15 protein-coding genes and 1 pseudogene are annotated in these 13,361 nt (G+C 31.8%); 13 read left to right on the top strand and 3 right to left on the bottom strand.

Features of this window, described 5'->3' with window-relative positions; all coding sequences use genetic code 11:
- The first annotated feature begins 46 nt into the window (after positions 1 to 46).
- The 3 genes from MY490_RS17420 to MY490_RS17410 all read left to right on the top strand — a co-directional run bounded on the left by MY490_RS17420 (position 47) and on the right by MY490_RS17410 (position 1,558).
- The gene (locus MY490_RS17420) at positions 47 to 559 is read left to right on the top strand and encodes a GNAT family N-acetyltransferase (RefSeq protein WP_248266806.1); all 513 of its coding nucleotides are present in this window, start codon (positions 47 to 49) and stop codon (positions 557 to 559) included.
- Between the two features lie 32 nt (positions 560 to 591).
- Positions 592 to 972 carry a hypothetical protein gene (locus tag MY490_RS17415; RefSeq protein ID WP_248266805.1) on the top strand — a complete coding sequence of 127 codons (381 nt, stop codon included), beginning with the start codon at positions 592 to 594 and terminating at the stop codon, positions 970 to 972.
- Positions 973 to 1,042: 70 nt separating this feature from the next.
- The gene (locus tag MY490_RS17410; protein WP_248266804.1) at positions 1,043 to 1,558 is read left to right on the top strand and encodes a PCYCGC domain-containing protein; all 516 of its coding nucleotides are present in this window, start codon (positions 1,043 to 1,045) and stop codon (positions 1,556 to 1,558) included.
- A gap of 71 nt (positions 1,559 to 1,629) precedes the next feature.
- Here the strand turns inward: MY490_RS17410 and MY490_RS17405 are convergent, their stop codons facing one another.
- Positions 1,630 to 1,791 (bottom strand): hypothetical protein, encoded by a 162-nt coding sequence (locus MY490_RS17405; protein ID WP_248266803.1) that lies wholly within the window; start codon positions 1,789 to 1,791, stop codon positions 1,630 to 1,632.
- Positions 1,792 to 1,953: 162 nt separating this feature from the next.
- Between MY490_RS17405 and MY490_RS17400 the strand changes: the two genes are divergently transcribed.
- Together MY490_RS17400 and MY490_RS17395 are read left to right on the top strand one after the other, a co-directional pair.
- Positions 1,954 to 2,337 (top strand): ArsR/SmtB family transcription factor, encoded by a 384-nt coding sequence (locus tag MY490_RS17400; protein ID WP_248266802.1) that lies wholly within the window; start codon positions 1,954 to 1,956, stop codon positions 2,335 to 2,337.
- 72 nt (positions 2,338 to 2,409) lie between these two features.
- Positions 2,410 to 4,497 (top strand): annotated as a pseudogene (locus MY490_RS17395) (heavy metal translocating P-type ATPase); the annotation flags it as partial.
- Between the two features lie 237 nt (positions 4,498 to 4,734).
- Here the strand turns inward: MY490_RS17395 and MY490_RS17390 are convergent.
- Positions 4,735 to 5,346 carry a DedA family protein gene (locus MY490_RS17390; protein ID WP_248266801.1) on the bottom strand — a complete coding sequence of 204 codons (612 nt, stop codon included), beginning with the start codon at positions 5,344 to 5,346 and terminating at the stop codon, positions 4,735 to 4,737.
- Between the two features lie 349 nt (positions 5,347 to 5,695).
- Here MY490_RS17390 and MY490_RS17385 point away from each other — a divergent pair, with 349 nt between their 5' ends.
- The 4 genes from MY490_RS17385 to MY490_RS17370 all read left to right on the top strand — a co-directional run bounded on the left by MY490_RS17385 (position 5,696) and on the right by MY490_RS17370 (position 9,257).
- Positions 5,696 to 6,241, top strand: coding sequence for a GNAT family N-acetyltransferase (locus MY490_RS17385; RefSeq protein WP_248266800.1), 546 nt, complete (start codon positions 5,696 to 5,698; stop codon positions 6,239 to 6,241).
- A gap of 71 nt (positions 6,242 to 6,312) precedes the next feature.
- Complete coding sequence (locus MY490_RS17380; RefSeq protein WP_248266799.1) at positions 6,313 to 6,981, top strand: HAD family hydrolase; 669 nt, start codon at positions 6,313 to 6,315, stop codon at positions 6,979 to 6,981.
- Positions 6,982 to 7,000: 19 nt separating this feature from the next.
- The gene (locus MY490_RS17375; protein ID WP_248266798.1) at positions 7,001 to 8,263 is read left to right on the top strand and encodes an MFS transporter; all 1,263 of its coding nucleotides are present in this window, start codon (positions 7,001 to 7,003) and stop codon (positions 8,261 to 8,263) included.
- A 46-nt stretch (positions 8,264 to 8,309) separates the two neighbouring features.
- Positions 8,310 to 9,257: an aminoglycoside phosphotransferase family protein gene (locus MY490_RS17370; RefSeq protein ID WP_248266797.1), complete on the top strand. Its 948-nt coding sequence runs from the start codon at positions 8,310 to 8,312 to the stop codon at positions 9,255 to 9,257.
- Positions 9,258 to 9,320: 63 nt separating this feature from the next.
- Here the strand turns inward: MY490_RS17370 and MY490_RS17365 are convergent, their stop codons facing one another.
- Positions 9,321 to 9,605: a YciI family protein gene (locus tag MY490_RS17365; RefSeq protein ID WP_248266796.1), complete on the bottom strand. Its 285-nt coding sequence runs from the start codon at positions 9,603 to 9,605 to the stop codon at positions 9,321 to 9,323.
- A gap of 476 nt (positions 9,606 to 10,081) precedes the next feature.
- On the opposite strand from MY490_RS17365, the gene MY490_RS17360 reads away from it, so the two are divergent.
- The 4 genes from MY490_RS17360 (at position 10,082) to argF (ending at position 13,360) form a co-directional block, all read left to right on the top strand.
- Positions 10,082 to 10,393 (top strand): hypothetical protein, encoded by a 312-nt coding sequence (locus tag MY490_RS17360; protein WP_248266795.1) that lies wholly within the window; start codon positions 10,082 to 10,084, stop codon positions 10,391 to 10,393.
- 396 nt (positions 10,394 to 10,789) lie between these two features.
- Positions 10,790 to 11,569, top strand: coding sequence for a nucleotidyltransferase domain-containing protein (locus MY490_RS17355; protein WP_248266794.1), 780 nt, complete (start codon positions 10,790 to 10,792; stop codon positions 11,567 to 11,569).
- Between the two features lie 57 nt (positions 11,570 to 11,626).
- A complete protein-coding gene (locus tag MY490_RS17350; RefSeq protein ID WP_248266793.1) occupies positions 11,627 to 12,070 on the top strand; it encodes a Dps family protein in 444 nt (147 codons plus the stop codon).
- A gap of 252 nt (positions 12,071 to 12,322) precedes the next feature.
- Complete coding sequence (argF, locus tag MY490_RS17345) at positions 12,323 to 13,360, top strand: ornithine carbamoyltransferase (RefSeq protein ID WP_248266792.1); 1,038 nt, start codon at positions 12,323 to 12,325, stop codon at positions 13,358 to 13,360.
- The last annotated feature ends 1 nt before the right edge of the window (position 13,361 follow it).

Genomic DNA, 13,361 nt, shown 5'->3' with positions numbered 1-13,361 from the left:
CCTATTAATATGGTGACTTTTTATTAGAAAGAAACAGGAGATAAACATGATTATAAAATCAAATCGACTATATTTAAGAAAGCTTAAAATGGACGACTTAGATTATTTACACAAACTTCAATCTAATGTGAATGTAATGAGATACATAACAAATCGTCCCAAAACATTAGAAGAAACTGAAATTGAATTAAATAAGATTCTTCAATTGTATGAGGAGAAAAATGCTGATTTTGAAGTAATGGCAGTTAGTAAAAGTGGGACTATTCAATTGATTGGAACATGTGCAGTCATAAAAAATGATTCAGATGAGTTTGAAATAGGCTATCGATTAGCTGAAGAAGAATGGGGAAATGGTTACGGCTCTGAAATTGCTAGTTTAATAGAAGATTATTGTTTTGAAATCAGAAAGTTAAATTTTATTGTAGCTACCGTTGAAGCAAAAAACATCTATTCAGTAAAAATCCTTGAGAAAAAAGGATTTAATTTAATTTTAGAAGCAATTGATGATGAAAATGAGGAATTAACTAAATATTATCGTAAAGATCGTCATAATTATTAGAAATAATCCAATTAACTAAAAGGAGAAATCTAATGGAATTTAATATCCATTTTGATGAATTTCACTTTATTTCTACCATCATTATTACGCTAGTAAATTATATAACTCTTGGAATTTTATTTATTTGGATCTATAGAACAAATGATTTGAAGCCAGAAATATGGAAGGCTATTATTGCAATACTTATCGGTTTATTTGTCTTTAGTATTAATTTGAATTTTAATCAATATCGTATTGAAATACCAATTTTACCACTTGGATTTTGGCTATTAATGTGGATCTGTAAACGTAATGATCATCAGGAACGATGGGAAAAATATAGACGTTTTGCATGGGCTGGTTTTTTGATTAGGTTTTTCTTTTTATTCACAAGTTTATTGCAAATGGTGATCGATTCAGTAATTTATTCATAGTTAAAAGAATTTGTTTTCCACTCCAATAATTATTAAAATAAGATTAACGTGCATTTATTGGAGGAAAAGGATGAAACGAAAAACAGTTCATAATGTACTTTCAGCTATAACGGTTTCCATTTTGTTAACAGGATGCAGTAACAAACAAGCTGAAACGAATAATACGAAGAACCACGAAAATCATGCAGAGCATATTCAAACAAGTGATATTAGAGAACAAACAATCAATAAAGAAACTTTACCGAAGTTTTTAAGCGCTCAAGAACAACAGATTCAACAAATTTATATGGTTGCATCACAACATGTTGATTTACTTAAAAATATTCCGTGTTATTGTGGTTGCGGTGAGAGTGTAGGTCATAAAAGTAATTTAGATTGCTTTATTCATGAAGTAAAAGAAGATGGTTCAATCGTGTGGGATAGCCATGCAACTTCATGTGTCAACTGTATGGAAATTGCAGTTGAATCAGCGAAATTACAGCAAGAAGGAAAAACGCCGTTAGAAATTCGAAAAGTCATTGATAATAAATACAAAGAAGGATATGCTAAGCCGACAAATACCCCTATGCAAAAAGAACAGGGTTAAGGATATAGGACAAAATCAAAAGTCAGATAGTTACTGAGTAATTACGGTAACTGTCTGACTTTTTTTAATATTTATTCATGCACTAAAGCTCGATCAATCTTCGTAATTTCTTCAAATAATATTTGATGCTCTGTTTTATAAGGAGGAGTTGTTCCTAATTTTTTTTCGATTAAAAAGGTAAATATTACGGCTACTAAGCAAATTCCCCAAAAAAGATATCCTATTAGAGTCATTAAATTTTCTCCTTTTATATGCATTACTAATCATTTCTTTATCATATGAAATATTCCTTTAAATTTTACAAATAATATTTTGACACATATGAACAATCACTCATATAATATAGTATAGATATCATATGAATGATTGTTCATATATTCATAGGAGGACAGTTTATGATTGAAGAAAAGAAGAAAGTTGACGAAGTTTGTGAAGAAGCTTGTCAACAAACCGTTATGCATGAGGATATAATTCTTTCAGTAAAAGAAAGCATGTTAAAGATAGAAACACTAACAGGAGTAGCAGAACTTTTTAAAGTTCTTGGAGATAAGACGAGAACGAGAATATTACATGCACTTAGTCAATCTGAGATGTGTGTATGTGACTTAGCTTACTTATTAGAAATGACTCAATCATCTATATCACATCAGTTACGTGTATTAAAACAGGCGCATTTAGTAAAAAATCGTAAAGAAGGTAAAGTAGTTTACTATTCGTTAGCAGATGATCATGTTACGCAAATTTTCAATCAAGCACTCGAACATATTTTAGAGGATTAATAAAGGTGTTTCTTGAGAGAGGAGTTGAGTTTGGTGAGTAGGGGGCAAAGGCAAGTAAATAGTGAATTAAAGTTAGAAGGTCTTGATTGTGCTAATTGTGCAATGAAGATTGAAAAAGGAGTTTCCACTCTTGATGGCGTTGATGCATGTGCAGTAAATTTTGCAACATTAACGATGACAATTACGACGAGTGAGGAACAAAAAGAATCAGTTATCGAGAGCGCTAAAGATAAGATTCGTGTATTAGAACCGCATATTAATCCTGTTTCAAAAATGGATTCAAAACTAGGGCAAGAGAAGCAACAGGGAATGAATGCTGAAACAAAAAAACTGATTGTTAAATTAGGGAGCGGTACTGCTTTATTAATTTTAGCTCAATTACTTAATGTACCAATGCTCTATCAATTGATCTTTTTTATAGCTGCCTATTTAATAGCCGGTGCTGACGTTGTTTTAAAAGCTATTCGGAATATTTTTAGAGGGCAAGTATTTGATGAAAATTTTTTAATGGGAGTAGCTACAATTGGTGCATTTATTATTGGAGAGTACCCCGAAGCTGTTGCGGTAATGCTATTTTATCAGCTCGGTGAATTGTTCCAGAGTATTGCAGTAAATCGATCACGGAATTCGATTTCAAAATTAATGGATATACGTCCTGATTATGCTAATTTAAAAAATGGTGAAAAAACTGAACAAGTATCTCCTGAAAAGATTCAAATTGGTGATCTGATCATCGTTAAGCCTGGGGAAAGGGTTCCGTTAGATGGAATTGTAAAAAGTGGATTTTCAAGTGTTGATACTTCTGCATTAACAGGTGAGTCATTACCAAGAGAAATATTTGAAGGTGATGAAGTATTAAGTGGATTTATAAATGTTCAAGGTTTACTCGAAATTGAAGTGACGAAGGAATTTAATGAATCGACAGTATCAAAAATATTAGAACTTGTACAAAATGCAACAAATAAAAAGGCACCTACTGAAAATTTTATCACTAAATTTGCAAAGATTTATACACCGATCGTTGTTATTACAGCAGCTATTATTGCAGTCATCCCTCCAATTATTATTCCAGGTGAAACATTATATGATTGGGTATATCGAGCATTAATTTTCCTAGTTATTTCATGTCCTTGTGCTTTAGTCGTTTCAATACCTTTAGGATTTTTTGGTGGAATCGGAGCAGCTTCAAAATCGGGAGTATTAGTAAAGGGAAGTAATTATTTAGAAGCATTAAATGATTTGAAATATATTGTGTTTGATAAAACTGGAACGTTGACGAAAGGACAATTCCAAGTAAGCTCGATTATCCCTACTCGTGGTCATTCGAAAGAGGAGTTATTGGAATTAGCTGCTTATGGAGAGTTTTATTCTACTCACCCTATCGCATTATCAATTCGTCAAAAGTATGGTAAAGATATTGTTGAAGAAAAGCTATCTAACTATACTGAAATTGCCGGACATGGAATTAGCGTTACGATTAATGGAGACGCACTATTAGTAGGAAATTCAAAACTAATGGAAAGTCATTCAATTTTATATGAACCAACAAGAGAAGTCGGCACAACAGTTTACTTAGCAAAAAATAAGCATTTTATAGGGTCAATTATCATTGCAGATCAACTAAAAGATGATGCGAAAAAAGCGATACTTGAGCTTAAAAAAGTTGGAATTAAAAAGACGGTCATGGTAACCGGTGATGCCACCTCGGTTGCGAAAAGTATTGGTAAGGAATTATCAATAGATGATATTTATTCAGAGCTTCTTCCACATCAGAAAGTAGAAAAGCTTGAATTGATTGAAAAGATAAAATCATCGAAAGAAAAGATTGCATTTGTTGGGGACGGTATTAATGATGCACCAGTTTTAGCTCGAGCAGATATAGGTATTGCAATGGGTGGCATTGGTTCCGATGCAGCGATCGAAGCTGCAGATGTTGTATTAATGTCGGATGAACCTTCAAAAATTGTAGATGCAATTAAAATCGCTAAACGTACAAGACAAATTGTATGGCAAAATATCTTTTTTGCTTTAGCAGTGAAAGGATTTTTCTTATTACTAGGTGTGATCGGAATAGCTACAATGTGGGAAGCAGTCATTTCAGATGTTGGTGTTACTGTATTAGCAGTACTGAATTCGATGAGAGTACTAAGACATAAATAAAGCTAAAAAACTCAGACTAAACGAAATTTGTCTGAGTCAGACTGTTGACAAACGCTCGCTTTCTTCGTTGCTTCGCCTGCCTGCGGTGCTCATTACCGTCAAAGGTAACTCCGCTCCTCATCAGGCTTCGCGCCTCGAAAGACAAGCGCTTGCAATCAGTCTGATAATCAGGTTTTTAGAAATTTGTCTACACACTTACTCAGACTAAACAAATTAGTCTGAGTTTTTTCTTCTTATTTAAGCAGAGTGTTTTCTTTTTTTGATAATAAGGAAGATCATAACGACCAATCCAATCGCTAATGTTCCATAAATAATACTTGAATACACATCCATATACTCGACGATTTTTTCCCAGGAAGCACCGACTGATGCACCAACTAAAACTAAAATTGTATTCCATATTAATGAGCCTAAAGTTGTAAATAACAAAAAGATCCAAAAATTCATTCGAGCCATTCCAGCTGGTATCGAAATTAAACTACGTATTAATGGAATTAGTCTACAAAAAAAGACTGTCCAAACACCGTATTTTGAAAACCATTCGTCTGCTTTATGAACATCCTTTTTAGTTAAACGTAAAAAATGCCCCCAACGGTCTACGATTTTTTCTAACGTTTTTATATCTAGTAATGTACCAATCCAAAAAAGTATAATTGCTCCAATTACTGATCCTAAAGTTGAAAAGAAAATAACACCTATTTTAGATAGTGAAGATTCTGTAGTCATGAACCCGCCAAACGTTAAAATTACTTCGGAAGGAATCGGAGGAAATATGTTTTCTAATGCAATTAATAAAAAGATACCTAAATAGCCAAATGTATCCATTGTTTCAATAATCCAGTTTTGCATGAAATTACCTCAAGTTTGATATTTATTTTTAAGGAATAATTAGAAGTTTTTAATATTCCTTGTGAAAAAATATACTATGTAACTAGTGATTAGGCAAGTGATTGTGAAACTTGTTCCAAAAATAGATTAAAAAACCACGTAAAATGTAGATTTTATGTCGGTCAGCAATGGATTTACATTGTAGGTGTGAATTTTTTTGAAAGTGAGAGGATTTAGAGCAGTTAATAGAGAATTAAAGTAGATTAATATAAAAGCAGAAATTAGATTTGGTTAAAATAATTCTCCTAAATCTAAAGAAATGTAATTACCTAATTAGGAATAATGTTTTAGTAAAAAAAGGAGGATGGACATGTTTAAGGTTCATATAAGTGAGGATTTATCAATCAATTTATTAACACCGAAATATGCAGCAACATTAGTTGAGGTACTGAAGGAAAATCAAAACTCCTTAAAAGAATGGTTGATTTGGGCTGAAAATATTCCATTGATCGAGGATTATCAAAAATCGATAATACCTATGTGGTTACAAAAATTTGCAGATAATAATGGTTTTGAAGCGGGGATTTTTTATAAAAATGAACTAGTAGGTATGTTAGGATTACATTATATAGACTGGTCGAATCAAACAACTGAGATCGGCTATTGGTTAAGTGAACATGTACAAGGGAAAGGAATAATGACTCGTGCTGTAGAAGGTTTAGTTTCATATTGTTATGATGAACTGAATCTTAATCGGGTTGTGATTAGAGCAGCTGTTGAAAATGGGAAGAGTAGGGCAATTCCTGAACGATTAAATTTTAAACAAGAAGGTATCCAAAGAGAAGCACAGCAAATTAGAGAAAAGTATTATGATATAGCTGTTTATAGTATGTTGAAAAAAGAATGGAAAATTTAAATGAATCAATTTGCGTTAGCTAAAAATGCTAACGCTTTTTTGTGGAGAAATAATGATGGAGGAAGAAAGTGATGACATATAATACAATCTTGTTTGATTTAGATGGTACACTGACAGATCCAAAGGTAGGGATTTTGAACTCGGTAAAGTATGCATTACAGAAAATGAAAAAAGCTATTCCATTAGAATCAGAGCTATTAAAATTTATTGGACCTCCGATTCAGCAATCATTTTTTGAAATTTGTCAACTTAATGATAAAGAATTATTAAATGCAGTTTGTTTTTATCGCGAATACTTTTCGCAGAGTGGTAAGATTGAAAATAAAGTATATGATGGGATACGTGAACTTCTAAGCGATTTGCAAAAAGAGAAAAAAAGATTGTATGTAGCAACTTCAAAACCTACTATTTTCGCAAGGGAAATAGTAAGCCATTTCCAACTTGATGAGTTCTTTATTCAAATTGTTGGAAGTGAACTAGACGGCACAAGAATTAATAAAAGCGAGATAATTGAGTATATTTTTGAAAAAAATAATGATCTTTTTAAGGAAGATTCGGTAATGATTGGGGATCGATTTCACGATATAATTGGTGCGAAAAACGCTAAAATTGACTCGATTGGAGTAACTTACGGATATGGAAGTGAATTAGAATTAACAGATGCAGGAGCTAATGCAATTGTTAATAGTGTAGATCAACTTAAAAAAATGTTATTAAATGAGAGAAAGATCATGGTCTAACATTGAAGGAGGAGTTTGATTGAAGAGCGGAAAAATACATTATGCTTGGATTATTTTAATTGTTACTTTCTTATCCGTCATTATTGCTGCAGTAACAAATACGATGTCGGGAGTGATGATGATTCCTTTTGAAAAGGAATTTGGTTGGAATAGAGCATCAATTTCTGGTGCGTTTGCGATTTGTATAACTCTTGTTGGATTTTCTGGTCCATTTATTGCTGGCTTATATCAAAAGTTTAGTGTAAGAAGTGTATTGTTAGTAGGCATGGGAGCATTATTAGTTGCTATTTTACTAACAACCATTATGACGCAAATTTGGCATTTATTTATTATTTGGGGAATTATGATTGGATTAAGTGCGGGGACATTTTTGACGGTTTTAAATGCGTATGTTGCAACTACTTGGTTTGAAAAAAAGCGTGGTTTAGCGTTAGGTTTTTTGACCTCTAGTTCAGCAGCTGGTCAACTTGTTTTCTTGCCGCTTATGGCATATATCGTTGAAAATTATTCTTGGAGAAATGCCGTTTTAACCATTTTTTCTTTTGGGGTTTTCATTTATGTATTACTTTGGATTTTTATGAAGAATGACCCATCAGATGTTGGGGTGTTGCCTTTAGGGGCTGAAAAAAGCAATAAGAAGCAAGCGAGCAATGTTAATCCAGTCAAGGCAGCTTTTGATGGGTTAAAATTAGGTGCTAAATCGAAAGTTTTTTGGTTATTAGCGGGAAGTTTCTTCGTTTGTGGCTTTTCAACTAGTGGTTTAATTGGTACTCATTTCATCTCACTTTGTATCGATTATGGATATAAAGAAGTGACGGCTGCTAGTATTTTAGCATTCATGGGAATATTTAATATTATTGGAACGACATTATCTGGATATATTTCTGATCGCTTTGATAATCGTTGGTTGTTATTTTGGTATTATGGTTTAAGAGGATTATCACTACTTATTCTACCTTTTGCTTTATCTACTAATTCAATCATTTATTTAAGTGTTTTTGCCATTTTCTATGGGATGGATTGGATTGCTACAGTTCCACCAACTATTAAACTAGCGACGGATCATTTTGGTAAAGAAAAGGTAGGGGTAATCTATGGATGGATTTATACTGCCCATCAATTAGGTGCTGGAGCTGCGGCATATGGTGGAGGTTTAGTTTATTCTTGGTTAAATGCCTACCAATCAATCTTTATTGCAGCAGGTATCTTTTGTTTAGTCGCGACTTTATTTGTACTTAATATTAAAAAAAGAGCAGTACTAAATCAAAATCTTTCTGCGTAGAAGGAAAATTAATAAAAAAAATAATTCAATAATTGAGGTAGAATGGATGACCTATCTTTATAAAATAACAAAAGAAAAATATAGAATAATGCGAGAGAAAAATTGTTTTTGGGAAGGTAAAATCCGTAAAATTTGTGAGTTAGAAAAGATCGATTATGAGAAGCTTACTCGATTTTCGTACGGTGGAAATATAGTTTTTAGTATAAATGGTGAAATTGTAATTAAATTATATCCTTCTTATGTGAATGACGAGTTCATAAAAGAGAAGCAGGTTCTTGAGTTTTTAAACAACCGAACTCTATCTGTAGATGTTCCTAAATTAATATCAACTGGTCAATTTGAAGGCTGGAGCTATTTAGTAATGAGTGAACTGAAAGGGACTCTTTTAATTGATGTCTTTGATGACCTGACTTTTGAGGAGAAAAAGCAAATTGCGTTTGATTTAGGAAAAATAATAAAAGAAATCCATGAAGCAACAATCACAACAAAACAAGATGATTATGATTATTGGAAACAATTTTTGACAAATCAAATAGAGCAAGTTGAAAACCATCATAAGAATAACGGACTGAATGATGAATTATTTACCCAATTAACAAGCTATGTAGAAGATAAAACATTGCAAGGAAAAGAACAAATCGTGTTATTAACCGGAGAATACACTCCATTTAATTTAATCATGAATAAAGTTGATGACATGTGGAGAATTACTGGTTTAATTGATTTTGCTGATTGCTTTGTAGGAAACTCAAAATATGATTTACTTGGGCCAATAGCGTTTATGTTTTATCCTGTTGAAGGACTAAATAAGATTTTTCTAGAGAGTTATGGCTATATGAATAATGAATTAAACGAGGGATTACAAAAAGAATTAATGACCTATTTATTATTACATCGTTTTAGTAATATTAGTTTCTATCAAGAAAAATCTCAAGTAGCTAAGAACGCTACTACGTTAAAAGAATTAGAAAATATATTTTTTAATTTAAAGTAATTAAAAGTAAAAAAATGCATCGGGAATGGCCTGAATTAGTCAATTTCGTTGCACTTTTTATATTTAATTTAAAGCAATTAAAAATGGATATAATTCAGCAGTCATAACATTCTTTTTAACAGCTGGATCATTTTGCATGATTTCTTCTGCATGCTGTAAGTTTTCTGTTTTTAAGATGACAATACCAAATTCAGCTTGTTCGGTTCTTCCTGCTAAAGAGACTGTCTTTTCTTTATTTAAATTCTGTAGATAATGAAAATGCTCTGATACAATAGTTTGTTCTTCTTCCGTTGAGTCATTTAAAAAAGTTGATCGAACTGGTTTTAAGACATAAATAAAGTTTTCCACTTAGGCCACATCCTATCAATTATACTAGTTAATATTATGATGGAATCTAGATTAATTCTCTGTATTTTCTCTCATAATATATGCAAGGACTTAAATGGGCAAATGCCATATGGAGTAATTTATCTTCGACGATCAAGAGCAGTAGTATTTATATGATAAAGTAGTGACATATAAAAAAACAAAAAAAGGTAAAAAGAAAGTCCCAGCAAGTGTACATGCAGTTCTACATTAATAAGAAGACTAGTTTGTAGAATTTGATTGAACTATTTGCCAACTTATTGAATCACCTTGAAGTAGGAGAAATGATATTGATTAAAAGATAGTGACAGCACTAAATCTTAGCTAGAAGAGTTCAGTCATTTTTTTATGTATTTGGAGATACTATGCTTGAGGTGAGAAAAGGAAAGTATCTAGGAGTAAACACAATTACTAAAGAAATGGAAACTCCTTTAAAGTGAGAATTTGTAGGTGATCGAATGAGTGAAGAATTGTGGGATAAAGTAGAAGAATTAGGTAAAGAAAATTTGAAAAGAAGTCAGATAATAGGAAATGAACTAGCTAATGAAAATAGAGAACTATCGTTAGAAGATTTAGTTTTTCCTTCCAACAAAAAGGAATGCTTAAATCAATTATGTTCCGACGCTGGAAATCTATATGATTGGTTATATGAAGAATTGCAAATGAAAGAACCAAATTTTGAAATGGCCGTTCAAACAGTTAAAGAAGGAATTCAAAATATGGATGAGTTATCAGATAGGCTAAGAGAGTTTTTAAAGGGCAGTCATTAAACGACTGTCTTTTTCCTTTTTCAATCCTCGATTTCCATTTACGTTCATGTGATGTAAGGAAATCGCAAGTTAAAAATTAAATAAACTTCGGCGGTACTTTCCATGGAAAATAAAATAAGCGCTTATACAATAACCAAAACTCAGAACATAGTGAAAACTTGGAAATGCTATTCGTTGAAGTCAAAGTTTTATTTTGTAAATTGTTAATTTTAGATAATAGTCATAATCACCAAGAAATCAAAAGTCGAGCAATATATTAGATATATAAGGAAGAACACATATCTAGGAGTTATTTTTATTCTATAATAAAAGTTGAAAGTAAAGTTCCATCTATATTCCCTAATATTTATAAAACTATTTATACTAAAGCATTTAATGACGGGGGAGGGGATAAATATGAAGGAAATAATATCAGAAAAACTAAAACAAATAGAAGTCGAACATGACGTAAAAATACTATTTGCAGTTGAATCCGGCAGTAGAGCGTGGGGTTTTCCTTCTAAAGACAGCGATTATGATGTACGTTTTGTCTATGTTCACCGCAAAGATTGGTATTTAAGCATTAACCAAAAACGGGATGTAATTGAATATCCAATCAATGATTTACTCGACTTTAGTGGGTGGGACTTAAAAAAGGCACTTAATCTTTTCGCAAAGTCAAACCCAGCCTTATTAGAATGGTTACGGTCTCCAATTGTTTATCATGATGATTTAACGATTTCAGAAGAATTAAGAAAAATCGGTAATGAAATTCTTTCTAAAAAGGCGTGTATTTACCATTATCTCCATATGGCCAAAGGGAATTACCGTGATTATTTGCAAGGTGAAGAAGTTAAGATTAAAAAGTATTTTTATGTATTAAGACCAATTTTAGCTTGTATATGGATTCAAAAACACAACGAAATTCCTCCAATTTTGTTTGATGATCTTTTAGAGATGAAGGGGTTAGAACAGGATTTTTTAGAAGAAGTAGAGAAGTTATTAATCCGAAAAAAACAAGGTGAAGAATTAGATCGAGAGCCTAGAAAAAAAGTATTAAATGATTTTATTGAACATAAAATTCAGTTTTTTGAAGAATATGTGAAGGGGATAACTGAATCAAACAAGGTGAATATAGAGAACTTAAACGAACTATTTCGAACAACAATTGAACATTCATGGGGAAAAATAGAATAGACTACACACTTTTTGGGAAAAATTTCTTTGTATGTTAACAAAGAAATTGGAGTGTGAATGAAGTTGGCAAATTTAGAAAGTCTATTAAATCAACAACTGGCAAATTGGAATGTGTTATATGTAAAATTACATAACTATCATTGGTATGTAAAAGGACCGAATTTTTTTACTCTACATGAAAAATTTGAATTGTATTATGACGATGCAAAAGTAATGGTAGACGATTTAGGAGAACGTATTTTAACAATTGGGGCAAAACCAATTGCGACACTTCGTGAATACTTAGAAACGGCTACGATTAAAGAAGGTAATCATACGTTTTCTGCAGAAGAAATGGTGTCTGATTTGATTAAAGACTATGAAAAAATTGTACAAGAATCGCGTGATCTAATCTCAATTGCAGAAGAAAGTGATGATCAAGAAACAGCTGATTTATTCCTTGGTAAGATTGCTGAAATTGAAAAGATGCTATGGATGTTAAAGTCATTTCTTGGTAAATGAATAAATATTAAAAAAGGTGGATTAACCTATCATTATATATGATTGGTTAGTTCATCTTTTTTTATTTTAACCGTTTTTTTTATCTTGTTTATTAGTATAAAACGTGTGTTTCTAAGGGGTTTAGTGATGCATTAAAATTTTTCATAAAAAATTACCAAAAAAAACTAAAAAACCAATTGTATAATTATTTATATTTGTGTATAATCATTCATTATATAAGAATCTGAGCTTCTAAAAAAAGGGGATGGATTTATGAGCAAAGTATTGAAAGAAAATCATGTAAAGAAAAATGGTTATATTCAAAAGACAAAAGGGAATGTTACAAAAGGAAATTTTAGCTCTGTAAAATGGTCGGATTTTAAAGGGAAAAATTTTCTTTCTATAAGTGAGTTTTCATCAAGTGAATTATTATTCTTACTTGAAAAATCATTAGAGATGAAAAATATGCAAAAAGCGGGAGAGGCACATCCTTATTTAAAAAACAAAGTATTAGGGATGATATTTGAAAAGAATTCTACTAGAACGAGACTTTCATTTGAAATTGCCATGATGCAATTAGGTGGTCATGCAATCTTTATGAGTAGTAAAGATTTACAGCTTGGTAGAGGCGAAACTGTTCATGATACATCGAAAGTATTTTCTCGTTATGTAGATGGGGTCATGATTCGAGCAAATACTCATGAGATGTTGACTGAGTTTGCTGAACACTCGTCAATTCCAGTTATTAATGGATTAACAAATCTGCACCATCCTGCTCAAATCATGGCTGATTTCTTAACAATTCTTGAGCATAAAGGTAGATTAAAAGGTTTGAAGATTGCTTATGTAGGAGATGGAAATAATAACATCTGTCATTCTCTAATAGAAGGTGCAGCTAAGCTTGGTGTTTATTTAACAATTGCATGTCCCGTTGGGTATGAACCGAATAAAGTTGTACTTCAATCAATGAAGCATGTAGCAAAAACAACAGGAAGTGTTATTGAAGTAGTTAATAATCCTGTAGATGGTGTAAGTAGAGCTGATGTTGTGATTACGGATGTTTGGACCAGTATGGGGCAAGAGGAAGAGGCTGAAACTCGCTTAAGAGATTTTAGCCCGTATCAAGTAAATGATCACTTATTAGAAAACGCAAAAGATGATTATTTATTCATGCACTGCTTACCTGCACATAGAGGGGAAGAAGTAACAGCTTCCGTAATTGATGGTAAGCATTCGGTAGTATTTGATGAAGCCGAAAATCGACTTCACGCTCAAAAAGCGATCTTAGTTGCATTAATGGGAAATTTATAAT

This window comes from Gottfriedia acidiceleris (assembly GCF_023115465.1).
In the GTDB taxonomy this organism is placed as follows: Bacteria; Bacillota; Bacilli; order Bacillales; family Bacillaceae_G; genus Gottfriedia; species Gottfriedia acidiceleris_B.
The sequence above is the reverse complement of the archived record's forward strand: the minus strand, read 5'-3'. Positions and strand labels throughout refer to the sequence as shown.